Origin of the sequence: Pauljensenia sp. UMB3104, assembly GCF_030217285.1 — a bacterium.
Lineage (GTDB): Bacteria > Actinomycetota > Actinomycetes > Actinomycetales > Actinomycetaceae > Pauljensenia.
In genome coordinates this window covers 50,856-68,183 of record NZ_JASONN010000009.1, presented here as the reverse complement: position 1 = coordinate 68,183, position 17,328 = coordinate 50,856, and the positions used below count along the sequence as shown (strand labels likewise).

Below are 17,328 nucleotides of genomic sequence, written 5' to 3'. Positions count from 1 at the left end.
CCGCCATCAACCGCAGATCACAAGAAAGGGCCGCCATGCCTCGTCCCGCATCAGCCGTCGTCACCTCCAAGCCCGCGCGCTTCGTTTTGGCCCTGCTGCGCATCGCGGTCGGCTTTATTTTCCTGTGGTCGTTCGTGGATAAGACATTCGGCCTGCACTATTCGACGGGCCCGTCGCGCGCGTGGATCAACGGTGGAACCCCGGCGCAGAGTTACCTGACTGGTGCGACGACCGGTAAGCCTCTGGCCTCCTTCTTCGAGTCCCTCGCCGTGCCCGCGATGGATTGGCTGTTCATGCTGGGCCTGCTGGGCATTGGGCTGGCGTTCCTGCTGGGTATCGGCACGCGGCTTGCGGCCGTGGCGGGCGTTGTCATGCTGGGCTTCATGTACGCGGCGGTCGCGCCGTGGGTGTGGGGTTCCCTCAACCCGGTCGTCAACGAGCACCTGGTCTACGCGCTCGTTCTCATCCTGATTCCGCTGACCAGCGCGGGCGACACGCTTGGCCTGGGCGCGTGGTGGAAGGGCCTGGGGCTCGTCAAGAAGCTGCCCTTCCTCGTCTGATTCGTTCCGCTTCCTCGACGAGGCCGTGGCCGGGTTTCCGGTCGCGGCCTCGCTGTGTTGGCGGAGGTCTTTGTGTCGTGGTTTCCCAACAATCTCGCACGTAATTCCCTCGTGCGTCTTTCAAACATTGAAATCCAGTCGTTGGTATTGCAACGTTTGTGGCGGTTGTTGAATTGTCAAGAAAACGAATTACGTGCGAAATTTCTGGGGCGAGGTCGGGGCGAGGTCGGGGCGAGGTCGGGGCGAGGTCGGGGCGAGGTCGGGGTGAAGACAGGGCGAGGGTAGGCGAGGGCAGGGTGAGGATGGGGTCGGATCGGGGTGAGGTTGGGATGTGGGGAGCGTGGGGCGTGCTGTCTGGTCGCATGGTCATGCGGTCTCGCGTGCGACCGGGCGCAGCCTCGCGTCGGGACGTAGGTCCCCGATGGATTCTGAAAAAGCGCGCACGTGATGAGGGGAACGAGGCATCGCGCGCGTCGTATTTCTGACGCACGTTTGACACTAGATACTGTGGTTGTCGTTCGGCTCAAACACTAGATCTAGTAATTCGTGGTCGCGTATCCCTAGATCTAGGGGAGGGGCGCATCGGGCGGAGAAAACCTCCATCACCCACAGTGCCACGACCGCGCCCCATAAGGGCACAGTGTTCACGACGTGTCGATCACGCGTCCGAACAGCACTGCTGGCTCCGCCGCCCACCGAAGCGGCGGTAGGGCGAGAGGCATCCACCGCCCCACACAGCCCCACCACACAGATCTCCACGCCGAAGTACCCACTGCACACATGCAGACACGCAGACACGCGGCAACGCAGAAAAGACAGGACCAGAACAATGACCGCACCCCGCTATGACGTCGACGCTATTGCAACCGTCGAGGAGTACCTCGATCGCTCCGATTGGCGAGTCAACGCCAACGCGAACCAGGGGTATTCGCTGGGCGGCCTGATCCTGAACTCGGCGGGCAAGATCGTCGCCAACTACTGGCTCGAGCACGTCTACACTCCGGAGATTGGCGCCCCGCACCGTGAGGGCGACTACCACATCCACGACCTCGACATGTTCGCCGGATACTGCGCGGGCTGGTCCCTCAAGCGCCTCATCCAGGAGGGCTTCAACGGCGTGGGCGGCGCGATCGCCTCGGCCCCGCCCAAGCACTTCTCGTCGGCCTGCGGCCAGATCGTCAACTTCCTCGGAACCCTCCAGAACGAGTGGGCGGGCGCCCAGGCGTTCTCCTCCTTCGACACCTACATGGCCCCCTTCGTGCGACTGGACAACATGGAGTACGAGGAGATCGTGCAGTGCATGCAGGAGCTCATCTACAACCTGAACGTGCCCTCGCGCTGGGGCAGCCAGTGCCCCTTCACGAACCTGACCTTCGACTGGACGTGCCCGGACGACCTCGCGGACGAACACCCCCTCATCGGCGACGAGGTCGTCGACTTCACCTACGGCGAGCTGCAGCGGGAAATGGACCTCATTAACCGCGCGTTCATCGAGGTCATGACGGGTGGCGACGCGGACGGCCGTGTCTTCACGTTCCCGATCCCGACGTACAACATCACGCCCGACTTTGACTGGGAAGGTGAGAACGTCGACGCCCTCTTCGACATGACCGCGAAGTACGGCCTGCCCTACTTCCAGAACTTCATTAACTCGGACCTGGATCCGCACATGATCCGCTCGATGTGCTGCCGCCTCCAGCTGGACCTGCGCGAGCTCCTCAAGCGCGGCAACGGCCTCTTCGGCTCGGCGGAGCTGACCGGCTCGATCGGCGTGGTCACGCTGAATATGGCGCGCCTCGGCTACCTGTACAAGGGGGACGAGGAGGGCCTCGTCGCGCGCATGGACGAGCTCATCGACCTGGCCTCGAAGTCCCTCGAGATCAAGCGCGAGACGATCCAGTACCACATGGACCACGGCCTCTTCCCCTACTCGCAGCGCTACCTGGGCACGCTCGATAACCACTTCTCGACGATTGGCGTCAACGGCATGAACGAGATGGTGCGCAACTTCAGTGACGACGCCTACGACCTGACGGACCCGCGCGGCTTCGACATGTGCGTGCGCATCCTGGACCGCGTGCGCGAGCGCATGGTCCAGCTCCAGGAGGCCACCGGCCACATGTACAACCTGGAGGCCACCCCCGCGGAGGGCACGACGTACCGCTTCGCGAAGGAGGATCGCAAGCGCTTCGCCGACATCATCCAGGCGGGCACGCCCGACGAGCCCTACTACACGAACTCCTCGCAGCTGCCGGTCGCCTACACGGATGACCCGTTCCAGGCCCTCGAGGATCAGGAGGTCCTGCAGGGCAAGTACACGGGCGGCACGGTCCTGCACCTGTACATGGGTGAGCGCGTCTCCTCGGGCGAGGCCTGCAAGGAGATGGTGCGCCGCTCGCTGACGGCCTTCAAGGTCCCCTACATCACGATCACGCCGACCTTCTCGATCTGCCCGGTCCACGGCTACCTGGCTGGCGAGCACTTCACCTGCGACAAATGCGCGGCCGCCCACCCGGAGGCCGAGCCGCAGGCCTGCGAGGTGTGGACGCGCGTCATGGGCTACTTCCGTCCGGTCCAGTCCTTCAACATCGGCAAGAAGGGCGAGTACCACGAGCGCCAGATGTTCTCCGAAACCGCCGCAGACGTGCACGGTGAGCTCGTCAGCGCGTTCCCTCCCGCGGGGAGCCGCTGACGTGAGCGCCCGTCCCCCGATTGACGAGGCCGGGGCTCCCCGGGAGGGCACGCTGAGCCTGGGCGGCCCCGGCCTCGTCGGGGGGCGAGCGAACCGCGAGTGGGCGCCGGACGACCTGCAGATCGCGGGCCTCGTGCCGATGTCGACCGTGGACTGGCCGGGGAAGTTCGTGGCGTCCCTGTTCTTGCAGGGGTGCCCGTGGGCGTGCCCGTACTGCCATAACAGTGCGATTATCGATCCGCGCATCCCGGGCGTGGTCGCGTGGAACGCCCTGGAGGATCTGCTGGCGCGCAGGCGCGGCCTCCTGGACGGGGTCGTGTTCTCCGGCGGTGAGGCCACCCGCCAGATTGCGCTCGGGGCGGCGATGGCTCGCGTGCGCGAGCTGGGTTTTGGCGTTGGCCTGCACACCGCGGGCCCCTACCCGCGCCGCCTGGCGGACCTGCTGGGCGCGGGCCTCGTCGATTGGGTGGGCATCGACGTGAAGGCGACCCGGGGCAATTACGAGGCCGTGGCTGGGCGATCGGGCTCCGGCGAGCGGGCGTGGGAATCGCTGGGCATCGTCTTGGCCCACCCCGAGGTGGACCACGAGGTGCGCCTGACCGTCTACCCGGATGGTCCCGGCGACGGTTTCGAGGTGGCGGCACGGGCGCGCGAGATGGGGGCGAGGACCTTTGCTCTCCAGCAGGCCCGCGACATGGGGACGCCGGACGGGTTCTGTGCGACGAGGCCGGGGTGGGACGATCAGGTACGCTCCCTCGCGCGGGACATCGAAACCCTTGGCTTTGACAGATTTATCTTCCGTGGTGACTCGTAGAGCTTTTGTCAAGTGACAGCGCCGCATGGTGGGAAAAAATATGGTGAAGGTTTCACTTGTGACCCCTGATCGCGGTATTGTGTAACAACCTCGTGACCGTGAAGTCTGGAGTTTCGATGGCTGAAGAGCTGCATTTCGACGACCCTGCGGCGGCTGCCCAGGACCCGTCGACCGACGCTGAAGCGCTGCGCCAGCTGGCGTACCGCTACCCCGAGCTGCGCCCGGTGGTGGCCGCCCACCCGCACGCCTACCGCGGGCTGCTCGACTGGTTGCACCAGTTCAACGATCCGCAGGTCAACGCGGCTCTCGAAGCGCGCGACGACTACGACGGCTACATCGACTCTAACGGCTTCCTCGTCATGAATGGAGACGTGTCGGGCGCCGTCGCCGGTTCCTCGATCCGCACCTCCGAGTCCGGCATGTACGTCCTGGGTCAGGGCGGCGTGAACTCCTACTCGCAGGTCGAGCGCACCACCCCCTACTCGGCTGTCGTCGGCACGAATGCTCCCGTCCCGCAGGTGGGTGCTCGCGAGCAGGTCGTCGCCCAGGTGCAGCGTCATTCCATCATGGGTGGCAAGGCCGCCCAGGATCCCGAGGCGACCGCCGTCTACCCGAGCGCGTCCTCCGGCTCGTCCTACCCCAGCGCGTCGGGCACCCCCGCGCGCACGCAGCCCACGCCCCAGGCCTACCGGGGTGCAGGCGCGTCCTACCAGGTCCAGCCGAGCACTCCGCAGAATGCCGCGCCCGCCGCACAATCCAAGGAAAAGCGCGGCTTCCCCGTCATGGCGGTCATCCTCGGCGTCCTCGCCGTGACCGCGGCGGTCCTCCTCGCCTTCGTCATCTACGTGTTCACGCGCGGATACGAGGGACCCGCGGCCGGTTCGAGCCCGAGCTCGTCGTCCTCCTCGTCCTCGTCGACCCCGACGCCTTCTGTGAGCGCCACGACCGAGGAACCCGTGAAGTACCCGGCCCCCGCCGGTGCGATCACCGTCGACTCGTTCTCCTCGCCCTCCGGCAATATCACCTGCTCCTTCACCGCTGACGGCGTCAGCTGCGGCATCGGCGAGTCCGATTGGGCCGAGGACGGCTTCGCCTCCTGCACCGGCAACAAGGTCGGCGTCCTGACCGCCACGAAGGACAAGGCCGGACAGTCCTGCGAGAGTGCTTCGCCCAGCGGCGGCAACGCCCTCGCCTACGGCGCGGCCGCCACGAAGGGCGACTACGCCTGCCACTCCACGCAGGACGGCATCAGCTGCTGGAACACGAAGACCGGCCAGTCCTTCGCGCTGGCGCGCGGCGGCTGGATGACGGGCACGACCGGCGAGATCGGCCCCGAGAAGTTCACGTGGAACGACTGACCCCACGCGCATGACGCGCGCATAACGGAGGGCGGGCCCGAGGAAATCCTCGGGCCCGCCCTCTGTCTGAGTCGACGAGGCCTGGGTGCGGCCGTCCTGTGGGACGGCGCCTGGGGCCGCGCGTCGCGACCCGGGCGCCGCGGGGCGGCCCCAGGTGTGGCGTGACGGGGCGGCCCGGCCTCGTTCCCGCTCCGGCGCTACGCCTTCTCGATGGGACCCAGGATCAGGTTCGCCCACGCGGCGTGCAGGGACTCCTGATCGGAGGGCTGGAAGAGGCCGGCCAGGGCGTCACGGTACAGGCGCGAGAGCTCGTGCGTGTTGTAGTAGGCGCTGCCCCCGCACGCGCGCATGGCCTGCTCGACGGCGCGCAGCGTGGCCTCGGCGGCCGCGTTCTTCGCGGCGGACAGCTGCGGCATCCACGAGCGGCCGCGGTCCACACCCTCGTCGATGTCGCGCGCCAGCTCGCGGATCTGCGGGCCGACCGCGTTCATGATGAGCGCCGCCTCGGCAATGCGCCAGCGGATGTCGGGGTCGTTGGAGTAGGTCGTCTGGTTCTTCACCGAGCGGCGCTTCGCCACGTGCTCGGCGGCGACCTCGACGGCGCGCTCGCCGACGCCCTGGTAGGTGGCGGCCAGCAGGATCTCGAAGTGGGAGAAAATGCCGAAGATGACGGGGTTGGCGCTCGGGCCCGGGTCCGTGATCGTGAGGATGCGCTCCTCGGGCACGGTCACGCCCTCAAGCAGGGTGGTCATGGACTGGGTGGCGCGCATGCCCAGCGTGTTCCAGTCGTCCTTGATCGAGTAGCCTTCGTCGTCGCGGTGGACGATGCCGAACACGGACTTGGGGCCCTCCTCGGTCTGTGCGCGCCCGAAGATGAGCAGGCGCGTCCACACGGGGGACAGGGACGTGAAGATCTTCGTGCCCTCGAAGGAGTAGCCGCCGTCCGCGGTCGCGGTCGCCCGCGTCGTCGAGCCGAAGAGGACGAGGTCGTTGCCCGGCTCGGAGATTCCGAAGCCGAAGACCTCGCCGGCCACCGCGTCGCGCAGGATCTGCTCGCCGCGCGCGTTGCCGTGGGTGACCAGGTAGCGGCCCAGCCCGACGATGATCTGGTGCATGTTGATGCCCAGCGCGGTGCCGGGCGCCGCCTTGGCCAGCGCGGTCTGTTCCGCGGCGATCTCGGTCAGGCTCAGGCCCGCGCCCCCGAACTCCGTGGGGACGAACGCGGACAGGTATCCGGCCTCGCGCAGGTCGGCGAGGTCGGCCTCGGGGTAGGTGTTCGCGGCGTCGGCGTCGGCGGCGCGCTCGTGGATGCGGGCGAGCAGGTCGGTGTCCAGGAAGCTCATCGCGGTCCTCTTTCGGGTCGGACGAAGGGACGAGGCCGGGGCGCCTCGCGCGACGTGGCGCGGTAGCACGGTGGCCCCGTTACTCAGGGTGACCTTACTGTAGCGCCGGGGGTGTGGGACGGCGAGATGTAACGTGCCTGACGGGGCGTTGTCTGGCCTCGGGCCGCTCCCATTCGATAGGCTGGACACTGTGAGTACTCCGAACGCGCCCCGCACTGCCCTCACCCCGCGCCAGCGATTCCTGCGCGAGCGTCAGCAGCGTCAAAACACGACGTTCGCTGTCATCGGTGTCGTGATGCTAGTGGCCGCGGTGGTGGCCTCCCTCGTGTTCACGGGCATCATTCCCGTTCCTTTCGGCAACGACTTCTCGGTGAAGATCAAGTACGCCGAGACCGGCGATATCCCCTGCCCGACGGCGAACGCGAAGCCCGTTGCACCCGGCCAGGTGTCCGTCACCGTCATCAACACGACGCAACACCAGGGTCTGGCATCCAAGGCGACGGACATGTTGACAACCGCTGGATTCCAGACGGCGGAGCCCGCGAACTCGGACGTCGAGTACACCGGCAAGGTGCGCATTACCGCCGGTCCGAACGCGGTGGATAACGCCTACTCGGTGGCGCGTTTCTTCCCCGGCGCGCACGTGCGCCTCTCCGACGCGCAGGATTCCACGGTCACGGTCGAGCTGGGAACCTTCTACGACGACGCGATGAGCGCCGAAGACGTGCAGCGCGTCCTGAAGTCCACGGATCCCATCGAGCAGCCCGCCAAGTGCCGCCCGATGTCCGGATCAAAGTAGGATCGACGCGTCGCATCAACGACAAGGCCGCCCCTCGGGGCGGCCTTTTTATGTCGTTTGTCGATGAGCATCGTTTCGGGGTTAAAGGGTAATAGGACACTACGTGTCGGTTTTGTGGTGACTTTTCGGCTTGCTGGTGCGGAAAAGTTGGTGTTGAAGGTGGCGTGAGCCAACTTGAAGGATGGACAAATCGTGTTGCTAGCAGGGTGACTTTTCGGCTTTGTCACGCGGGAAAGTCGCGATTTTAGTTGCTTGTGTTTGCCTCGTTCCTGCGAACCCTGCATCGTGCCCCGTGCGCGGGCCCCTCTGGCAGCACACGTGGGCCCGACAAGTCGCACGTGGGCTCTCTCATGCGCACGTTAACCCGCTCATGCGAGCCTGGGCAGCCCCGCCCACGTGCATGTCGAGGGGTTTGCGTGCGTATCAAGGGGTTTACGCGCACACTCAGGGGTTAACGTGCGAACGCGCAATGTGGCTGTCGGGTCGCTACCACCCTGGCCAGGCGCCCGACAATGTGCGCGAGCAACCCATACCCCCGGGAACTGCCCAAAACGCAGGCTACTTCGCCACTAGCGGCCCGTTTTCAGTGTTTTTCGCCGAGGTGGTCTGCGGTTTGGGCGCCCCAGCACCGCAAACCGCGTCCGCGCCGCCGCCAGTCGGGGGGAATTGCACTACACGGGGGTCCGACACGCCGGCGACACGCCGCAAGAGGGCTTCGTGTAGTGCAAAACCCCCGCCGGCCACCGGTCTGGAGAACGCCAGTGGCACGGAGAGCCCGGCCGCAGTACCGGTTGGCGCGAAAAAGTTCGCCCAACACCGCCCCTCCGGCGGCTCTTCCGCGAAAAAGTTCGCCCAGCATGCATAAAAACGCCGAATTTGGGCCAATTTGAGCGCGCGGGGCGAACTTTTTCGCGCTTTCACGATCTAACAGGGACGCAGGGAGAACTTTTTCGCGCGTGCAGACGTAGGCCCTCCGGTGCACTACCCATCAGCGACCAGGCCCAACTGGTGTGGAGGGCACCGGCGAGCACGGAGGGCCTGGCCGCGGTGCCCGTGGGCGGCGGCAGGGCGCTGCCATAGCCCGCCAACTGGCACAAGGACTACGCAAGAGCACAACACAACTCGCCCAACTACAACCGCACCGGGCCCCTCCGGTACAAAACTCTCCCGGCACACCCACCCTCGCCACATATCCGGTACAAAACTCTCCCGGCACACCCACCCTCGCCACATATCCGGTACAAAACTCTCCCCGCACACCAGAAATGGCTCAATTTGGCACTTTTTATGCGCGCAGGGAGAGTTTTGTACCGTTGTCACCACCAAGAAGCCGAGCAGGGAGAGTTTTGTACCGAACGCGAGGCAGAGATCGAGCGAGCCACGACAGCACAACAGGCCCCACTAGTGTGGAAGGCACCGGGGGTGCGGAGGGCGGTGGCGGGACTGGAAGGTACCGGAGGGTGCGGAGGGACCGGAGGGCACGGGCGGGCTTTGAGGCGCGGGGCCTGACTGCAGCGCCTGCGGGCCGTGCCAGGGCCTGGTCCAGACAAATTTCGCATGCAATTCCCCCGCGACACGAATCAACGCGCGCTCAAAAACCGCGGAATATCAACGATTAGACTTCAATACTTGAAATACACTCAGGGGAATTGCATGCGAAATTGACGGGAGAGCGGCCCGTGGGGCCTCAAGCAGCGTCACACCGGCGGGAATGCCCGCTCAGTGGCTGGTTAGCGGTTGCTCAGTGGCCGGTCAGAGGCCCGTGGGGCGTCAAGCAGCGTCACGTCGGCGGGAATGCCCGGTCAGTGGCCGGTCAGCGCCCGATCAGTGCCCGGTCAGCGCCCGCTCAGCGGCCGCTCAGCGGCCCGGCCGTGCCACGACCTCGGATATTCTCCAGGAGCGCCTCACCGTCCGAGCCGTACCAGACGGGGATGGACTCGGGGACGGTCCACAGCGCGTCGGGGACCATGGCCTCGAAGCTGCCGTGGGCCATGAACTGCTCGATTTCGGATAGGGAGCGAATCGCGATGCCCGCGACGCACTGGGGGAACTCGCGGGCGAACTCCGCGTAGATTTCGGGGTCGCGCTGCCCGTCGTCGCCGACCAGGAGCCAGCGCATGTGCGGGAACATGCGGGCCAGACGGCGCAGCTCGCGGCGCTTGTGCTCGGGGCCCGAGCGGAACCAGCCCGTGTTCGAGGGGCCGAAGTCCGTCATGAGGAAACCGCCTGCCGGGTAACCGGCGCGCTCCAGGAAAGAACGAACGGTCGGCACGACGTTCCACGCGCCCGTCGAGAGGTACATGATGGGGGAGTGGGTTCCCTCGGGCACGCCCTCTGACGTGGCCGAGGAGGTCGTCAGCGTCGTCAGCAGGTTCGCCATGCCGGGGACGGCCTCGCGCGAAGAGACGCGGTCGAGGAACGCGTGCTTCGCGGCGGTGACCAGGCGCGGCAGCATCGACACCATGACTGTGTCGTCGATGTCAGAAACTACGCCGAAGCGCTCGTCGTCGGAAACGATGCGCAGACGCACGCGGGCGGGGCGTCCGGCGCGGATGCGGCCCTTGCGGGGCCGCTCGTACATCGCCGAGGCCGGGGCGGGCAACGGGGTCGCCGTGCGCAGGGTGGTCGCGAGCTTGGCGGCGGTGTCCTCGGACAGACCGAGTGCGCGCACGTCGCCCGCGTGCAGGACCTGGATGGTCGCGTTGTGCCAGCCGGGCTCGAGGCCGTGGCCGAGCACCGTCATGTCGACGAATCCGCCGCGGTCCGCGAATGCGAGTCGGCGCGCGTTGCCGACCGTGATGAGCACGGGCTGGCGGGGGACCTGCGCGTTGAAGAACTGACGCCACCCGCGCCGGGTCTGCAGCCAGGAACGACCGTCGTCGCCGCGCGCCATGAGGACGCGACCGAGGATGCGGGCGCTGCGCTCAGAGCCGATGCCGCCGAATCCGACCACGCCCGGGTAGTACCGGCCCTGCGACATGGCGGCGACCAGCAGAGACGAGGCAAATTCACCCACGCCTGCCGTCAGGGCGAGCGCGAGCGACGGTGATTCGTCGTCGATGAGGGGCGGTCGGAGGCGCATGATGGCAATCATAGGTCTTCGCGCCCGGGAGGGCGCAAGAATCGGCGAAGCCCGGTCCTCAGTCGAGGGGGAGCTCGGGCGTCGGGGCGGCCGTGGTGCCCTTACGTAGCGCGGGTAGGCCGATCAGCATGAGCACGACCATCGCCCACCCTGCCCCGGCCATGGTGAACAGGCCGCCGCGCGCGCCGATCGCGTCGATCGCGGGTCCGGCGATCGCCGTGCCGAGCGAGATGCCCAGGCTGATCGAGGTGGACATCCAGGTCAGGCCCTCGGTGAGCTTCGCGGGGGAGACGGACTTCTGGATGATGACGTTGACGTTCGTCATCGTGGGGGCGCAGGTAAGGCCCGTGATGAGGATGACGATGGCCATCGTCCAGACGTTGAAGGCCACGGGGAACAGGCTCATGCCGATCGCCATCGCGATCACGCCGATCACGAAGAGCTGCCAGGTGGGTCGCCTCCACGTGCGTGCGCCGTACACGAGGGCGGCCGTCAGCGAGCCGATGGAGAAGAGGGCGAGGAGGATGCCGCCGAGCGCGGGGGTACCCAGCTCCTCGGTGAAGCTGACCATCGACACTTCCATCGCACCAAACGTCATGCCCATGCCGATGTAGGTCGCCGCCATGACGAGGACGACGGGCTTGCGGATGACGGACTCGCGCGGGGCACTCGGATCGTGGGGGATGATCGCGGGTTCGGAGTCGCGGCGCGACAGGAACAGGAAGCCGCCCACTGCCAGGCTCGCGATCGAGATGATGAGGCCGGTCGCGGGGTGCAGGGCGGTGCCCAGGACGGTGGCCAGCACGGGGCCCACGATGTACACGAACTCGTCGACGGCGGATTCGAGAGCGTAGGCGGTCTGCAGCTGGCCCGGCTTGTGCAGGATCGTCGACCAGCGCGAGCGCACGAGCGCGCCGGGAGCTCCCCACGTGGCACCCGCGAGGGCGGCCGGGATGAAGAGCGTCCACGCGGGGGCGTGCATGATGACGGCCGCGACCAGAGCAGACATTGACAGGACTGAAATAGTCCAGGCTGGGCCCATGACGCGCAGCTGCCCGTGGCGGTCGACGCGGCGCGCGAGGATGGGCGCGCAGAGTGCCATGACGATGATGTTGACCGCGGCAACGGCGCCGGCCAGCGTGTAGTTGCCGTACTCGGTGCGCACCATCAGGATCGTTGACAGACCCACCATGGACATCGGCATGCGCAGCACAAGGCAAGCCGCGGAGAATTTCCAGGACTGGCGGTAACGCAGAATGTCAAGATAGGTGCCGAGCATCCATCCATTCTATCACCGGGGTAGCGTCCCGAAAGCCAAGCGGAATAGGGCGTTCGTAACCATTCGAACCCTCCGAACGGGGAGGGGAACCCGCGAAAAAAGCCACGGCCTCGTCAAAAAGGACGAGGCCGTGGCCGGGGAGCGGGGAAAGGTCTAGTCGGTCACCTCGAAGACGCCGAGCTGGCCCTTTTCCGCCAGGGAGAGAGCGTGGTTGACGAAGGCGTAGTGGCCGGCCTCGAGCGGAGTGAACTCGACGAAGCCGCCCTCGGCGGCGCCCAACGTGAGGACCTGTCCCCAGCCGCCGCCGCTTCCGCCGCCTCGGATCACGTAGGCACCTTCGCGCCACACGGTGTCGAACTGGGTGCCGACGACGTGGAAGGTGGTCGCCAGGTTCGGGCCCGCGTCCATGACCCACACGCGCACGCGCTCGTTGGTCTTGATCTGGATCGGGTGCGCCTTGTACTGGAAGGGCACGCCGTTGAAGGCCATCGCGTTGGGCTGCAGGGCCGACAGGAGCGAGGCGTCAGCGGGCTGCCCGTCCGCGCCCAGGTAGAGCTCGGAGGCGACCATGACGTACTCGCGGTCGACCTTATCCAGGTCGGTCGGGTCGATGATGACGGCGCCGAACATTCCGTTCGCGATGTGCATCGACATGGGCGCGGTCGAGCAGTGGTAGAGCCAGATGCCCGCGTTCTTCGCGACGAAGGTGTACTCGAGGGTCTGCCCGGGTTCGATCGAGTGCATGACGTTGTCGGGGGCGACGAGGCCCGCGTGGAAGTCCAGCGAGTGGCTCATCGTCCCGTTGTTGACGAGCGTGATGTGGAAGGTGTCGCCGATGTGTCCGCGCAGGATCGGGCCGGGAGCGTCCCCGTTGAAGGTCCACGACTCGCGCGTCAGCGAGCTCGTGACGTTGACGGTCTGCTCGGTGACCGTGAAGGTGTAGTGGCGCTCGGTCTCGTTCGTGGCCGGCGGCAGGACGGGGTCGCGCGCGTCGATGGAGGCCGCGTAGTCGGTGAGTTCCGTCGCCGTGGTCGGACCGCCGGTTGCATCCTCGCCGTGGTTGTGTCCCGCGTGGCCGCCCGAGGCCGATGCCCCCGACGAGGACGACACGCCAGAGGAGGAGGCGCCCGTGGCCTGCACGTGCAGCGTCATGCCCATCTCGCGGTGACCCGGCAGGGAACACCACCCCTCGACGTCGCCGCCGATGACGCCGAGATCCAGCTCCTTCGTCTCACCCGCCGCCAGGGACCCGGAGGATACGCCAGTCTCGAACACCAGGTCGTGGCGCTGGTCCCCCGAGTTCGTGAAGTCGATGATGAGGCGATCGCCGACCGGCACCTCAATGTGGTTGGGTGTAAAGGCCATGCCCTCGACGCCTACCGACACGCGGGTCGTGTGCCCGGTCGGCGTCACCGACGAGGCCGTGGTCCCCGAGGCGGTCCCCGTGCCCGACGTCGTGGGCGCGGACGGGTTGGACAGGAAGACCGCCAGCGCGAGCGCCACGACGGAGACGACGCCGATGATCGCGCCCGCCGTGCGGCTAATGGGCGAGTGGTCGCCCGCCGGGCTCATGCGCAGCTTCGGCGTTCCCGTCGAGCCGCCCGTCGAAGCGGACGACTTCGGGGTTTTTCCTCCCGATGAGGGTGACGCAGACAGGTTCAGGTCAGCCACGGTGGCCTCCTTGCGTGGTGGTGGGGGTTTGGGCGGCACGCTTGACGCGCGCCTGGGCCACGCCGCAGCGGGCCATGAGGATGATGTCGACGACGTAGGTGGCCAGCAGGACCACCCATGCGGCGATGGTGAGGCGCTCGGCGGACACGCCGCCCAGGGATGCGACGGCGAGGGCAAACACTGCGGCCACGTTGCGCGCCGCCTCCCGGATGGGAGCCCCGGCCTCGAGCACGCCGACCCCGACGCGCACGGCGGACGGGCCGCCGCCGATGACGACGGGCATCAGGTAGGTGAGCGCGCCGACGAAGAGCTGGCCCACGCCGGCCGCGCCGAGGATCGGCAGCCACGGCAGGAACGCCGCGCGCAGGCCGGTCGTGTCCGCTGCCTCGAAGGCACGCAGGGACGCTCCCGCGCCGGCGACGAGAATCCAGGCGGCACCCAGCGTGAGGGACCACGCGCCGTACTCGGCCGGACCCTTTGCGAGGGCCGCGCGAAGGAGCGGAACGCCGACGCCCAGCGCCGCCGCGCCCACGACGACGAGGAGACCCACCGACGCCACGCGCATCGACCCGGCGAGCGTGCCCGCACCCGCGACGAGGAGCGCAGCCACCCACAGAGGCAGGGCGCTCGTCGCGAAGGACACGGCCCGCGGATCCATGCGCGTGCGCATCGCGGTCGGCCCCAGCGTCACCAGGGTCCCGCCCATCGTCAGGCCCACCCAACCGGCGACACCCGCCAGCGCGTGGGCGACCGTCAGGCGGTCCCTGGCCGAGGCCAGCCACGCGGGCGCATTCGCGTCGAACATGGCCGCCGTGACGAAACCGGCCAGCGTCGCGCCGACCACCAGGAAAAACGCCGCCGCGATGTAGTAGCGAATAATCACCGCGAAACGCGACGCCAGGCGCTCGCGGGATGCAGTGAGCAGCGCCCACCCGTGCCATGCGGCAATCGCGCCGACAATGGTCGCGCCCGTGACGGTCGCGTGCCACACACCCGACCACATGCCGCCGATGAGGAGCAGGAGGGAAAGATTGAACGCAATGATGCGCACGGTGTTGTCGCGCCCCGCGCGCCGATCATCCGGGGCCAGGTGTGCGAGCGCGCGCGTGAAGTACCAGGACCACTGGAAGATCCCGTTTGACAGGACGCCGAGGGTTACCAGGTGGATCATCGTCCACAGGTTCTGCGGGATGAGGCCTCGGGCGACGATCGTGATCGCGGCGCACGCCGCCGCCACGCACATCCAGATGGAGGTCGCGCGGTCCGTGCGGGGGACGCGGGGCTTGCTCATCACACCTCCGTTCCGCCCGACGATGCGGGACCCGAGGAGGGCGAGTCGGCCTCGTCGATGAGGCGGCGTTCCCGCGAGACCGCGCGCGCCCGGCGAATCGTCACCGTCAGCGTCGTTGCGACGAACAGGAGGACGCCCACGACACCCAGGGTGCCGCCCAGGCGCCACGGGTAGGCAGCCTCGCGCGCGCCCGCGAGGAGGCGCAGAGCGAGGGAAACCTGGAGGAACGCGAAGGGCACCCACATGGCGACGTGGTAGGGGACCTCGCGCCGGGCGACCGCCGGGATGATGACGGGAGCGTGGGCCAGCAGCATCGAGACGACGAAACCGATCGTGATCGCGTGGACGCCGGCGTCGTAGCCGTACCCGTCGAAGGCCGGGGGCGCGACGACCCACATCAGCGCGGGCACGAGCGCCCACGCGTATCCGCTCAGCATGCACACGGCGGCCAGGCGCGGCAGGCCCTTCATGCGCACGGTGCCGCGCGCGACGTCGTGCCACGCGGTGTCGACCATGAGGGCACCCAGGCTCAGTCCGATCAGCGGGTAACCGATCGCGGGGGAGTAGAGCGCGACGGTCAGGCCCACCATGAGGGCCGCGCTCTCGGCGGTAATACGACGCTCGGTGGAGCCGGACGCGAAGGCGAGTCGCGCGAGTTCGACGCGCTCGCCGACGATCGTGACGATCAGGAACGCCAGCCACCACGGCACCGCGCGCGGCGTCTCGAGGCCTCGCCACCACAGGAGGATGCCGCCCAGGCCGATAAGCGCGCCCATCAGCTGGATGAGGACCGCGTGGGTCGCCTGGCGGCGCGCCCACACGTAGCAGTAGATGGCACACAGCGTCGCCATACCGAGGGTGATGAGGAATCCGGGCATCATGCGCTCGGGCGCGAATCCGGTCAGGTGGGCGGCGAGGAAACGCGGGATCGGCAGGTTCGCGAGCGCCTCGCGCACGCCCGCATTCACGGAGATGACGACCGCGCTGATACCGCCCGCGCCGGTGAGCAGGGGAGCCGCGTACGCCCACGCGCGACGCCCGTCGGACTGCAAGGCGACCGCGCGCTCCAGGCAGATCGCGGTACCCAGGAACCCGTAGATCATGAGGAGCCCGTGCACGGTCCCCAGGCTCGTCGAAGCCACGGGTGCGAGCGCCCCCAGGCGCACGAGGGAAGCGTCCAGTCCCGCCAGGAGCGCGATGCCGGCGAGGAGGAGGAACGCGAGGCGGCCGACGGGCAGGCGGGGGATGGGCGGCCTCGTCACTATCGACGAGGCGTGGGCTGGCGCATCCGGTCCCGCGTCGCGTGCGGGTGGGCGTGCCTCGCTCATGTGGGCTCCTGGAGGTGGTGGGCGTGAGTCGGGCCCCGGCGGGGCGACAGTGCCAAGGTAGCCGCCCCGTCACCAATTTTCTAGGGGTGTGAGCGGTAAAAATGTGCGATAGGGGAGTCAGGGTCCCCTGGATGAATGGGTGCGCATCAGGTTTCCGTCCGGTAATATTGTCCAGGTCACGCATCTATGAACACAGGAGTGGACGATGAGCGATCTTTCATTTGTTGCCGGCGAATTCCCTCGCCTCGCTTCGACGGCGCGCGAGGCCGCAGAGGCAGTTCGTTCGGCTCGCCCCGAGGGCGGAGCCAGCGCCTTCGCCTCGGCAATGCCCGGCACGAGCCTGTCGTCGCAGATGCAAGGCGTCGAAGATAAGTTTGCGGACCAGGCAACCAAGACGGGCACGAGCCTGGATGAACACGCTGACTCGCTCGAAGCTGCCGAGCGCGACTTTATCGCCACCGAAGACGAGAACAGCCAGCTCATCGGTTCCATCATCGACGGCAACAGCTACGGTGGGGGCTCCGGCTCCGGCGGTGGCAACATGCTCAGGGGCCACAGCATCGGCTCGGCCCTGTCGGGGCACAGCCTCGGCGGAGAGGCAATCGACGACATCATCAACGGTGGCGGGAGTGTCAGCGGCCACAGCTATGGCTCGGGTATCAGCGGCCACAGCTACGGCTCCGGTAACGGTGACTCGGGCGATGTCATCGGCGATCCCGATCACGTGATTAACCCCCATTTTGGCTCGCGCCCCGGAGACTGGCGCATGCCGGATCCTATTGTGGGAGGCCCCGCCCTGCCGCCTGACATCTCCGAACCCATCCGCGGTAAGGTCAACGAGGCCGTCGAGGGCGTCAAGGAGACCGTGAAGGAGTTCGTCGAGGGAATCGAGAATCTCGACCCGTCGCAGATTGCTGGCCCGATCAAGGCTCCCGACTCGTCGTGGCTGAATGATCTGTCCGGCAAGTGACGAACCGGCGCTCGCGCGGCCGCGCACATTCACGGTCGGTCGCGCACATCCGCGGCCACGCGTGACCAGCGAACATAGCAGGGGGGCGGCGCTCATATGAGCGCCGCCCCCCTCGCGCAACCCGCGTGAGCGGGCGCCGTC

12 protein-coding genes are annotated in these 17,328 nt (G+C 67.5%); 6 read left to right on the top strand and 6 right to left on the bottom strand.

From position 1 onward, the window contains the following. The first annotated feature begins 35 nt into the window (after positions 1-35). The 4 genes from QP415_RS06185 to QP415_RS06170 all read left to right on the top strand — a co-directional run bounded on the left by QP415_RS06185 (position 36) and on the right by QP415_RS06170 (position 5,424). On the top strand, positions 36-560 hold the full coding sequence (locus tag QP415_RS06185) for a DoxX family membrane protein (RefSeq protein WP_016460555.1): 525 nt from the start codon (positions 36-38) through the stop codon (positions 558-560). An 829-nt stretch (positions 561-1,389) separates the two neighbouring features. Continuing rightward, entirely contained in the window at positions 1,390-3,252 is a 1,863-nt protein-coding gene (locus tag QP415_RS06180; RefSeq protein WP_442953468.1) for a ribonucleoside triphosphate reductase, read from the top strand. A 1-nt stretch (position 3,253) separates the two neighbouring features. After that, positions 3,254-4,066, top strand: coding sequence for an anaerobic ribonucleoside-triphosphate reductase activating protein (locus tag QP415_RS06175; RefSeq protein WP_285099411.1), 813 nt, complete (start codon positions 3,254-3,256; stop codon positions 4,064-4,066). Between the two features lie 116 nt (positions 4,067-4,182). Continuing rightward, complete coding sequence (locus QP415_RS06170) at positions 4,183-5,424, top strand: variant leucine-rich repeat-containing protein (RefSeq protein WP_285099409.1); 1,242 nt, start codon at positions 4,183-4,185, stop codon at positions 5,422-5,424. Positions 5,425-5,621: 197 nt separating this feature from the next. On the opposite strand, the gene QP415_RS06165 is transcribed toward QP415_RS06170, so the two are convergent. Further along, complete coding sequence (locus tag QP415_RS06165) at positions 5,622-6,767, bottom strand: acyl-CoA dehydrogenase family protein (protein ID WP_285099407.1); 1,146 nt, start codon at positions 6,765-6,767, stop codon at positions 5,622-5,624. A gap of 190 nt (positions 6,768-6,957) precedes the next feature. On the opposite strand from QP415_RS06165, the gene QP415_RS06160 reads away from it, so the two are divergent. After that, positions 6,958-7,566, top strand: coding sequence for a LytR C-terminal domain-containing protein (locus tag QP415_RS06160; protein WP_016460550.1), 609 nt, complete (start codon positions 6,958-6,960; stop codon positions 7,564-7,566). 1,846 nt (positions 7,567-9,412) lie between these two features. Here QP415_RS06160 and QP415_RS06155 read toward each other — a convergent pair. The 5 genes from QP415_RS06155 to QP415_RS06135 all read right to left on the bottom strand — a co-directional run bounded on the left by QP415_RS06155 (position 9,413) and on the right by QP415_RS06135 (position 16,217). Beyond that, entirely contained in the window at positions 9,413-10,660 is a 1,248-nt protein-coding gene (locus QP415_RS06155) for an App1 family protein (protein ID WP_285099405.1), read from the bottom strand. 46 nt (positions 10,661-10,706) lie between these two features. Continuing rightward, positions 10,707-11,927, bottom strand: coding sequence for an MFS transporter (locus QP415_RS06150; protein WP_285099403.1), 1,221 nt, complete (start codon positions 11,925-11,927; stop codon positions 10,707-10,709). 153 nt (positions 11,928-12,080) lie between these two features. Then, a complete protein-coding gene (locus QP415_RS06145) occupies positions 12,081-13,598 on the bottom strand; it encodes a multicopper oxidase domain-containing protein (RefSeq protein WP_285099401.1) in 1,518 nt (505 codons plus the stop codon). Continuing rightward, complete coding sequence (locus QP415_RS06140; protein ID WP_285099399.1) at positions 13,591-14,889, bottom strand: hypothetical protein; 1,299 nt, start codon at positions 14,887-14,889, stop codon at positions 13,591-13,593. Before QP415_RS06140 ends, QP415_RS06145 begins: the two co-directional genes overlap by 8 nt. Then, positions 14,889-16,217, bottom strand: coding sequence for a hypothetical protein (locus tag QP415_RS06135; protein ID WP_285099398.1), 1,329 nt, complete (start codon positions 16,215-16,217; stop codon positions 14,889-14,891). The genes QP415_RS06140 and QP415_RS06135 overlap by 1 nt, the downstream gene beginning before the upstream one ends. Before the next feature lie 205 nt (positions 16,218-16,422). On the opposite strand from QP415_RS06135, the gene QP415_RS06130 reads away from it, so the two are divergent. After that, on the top strand, positions 16,423-17,187 hold the full coding sequence (locus QP415_RS06130; RefSeq protein ID WP_285099396.1) for a hypothetical protein: 765 nt from the start codon (positions 16,423-16,425) through the stop codon (positions 17,185-17,187). Positions 17,188-17,328: the final 141 nt, after the last annotated feature.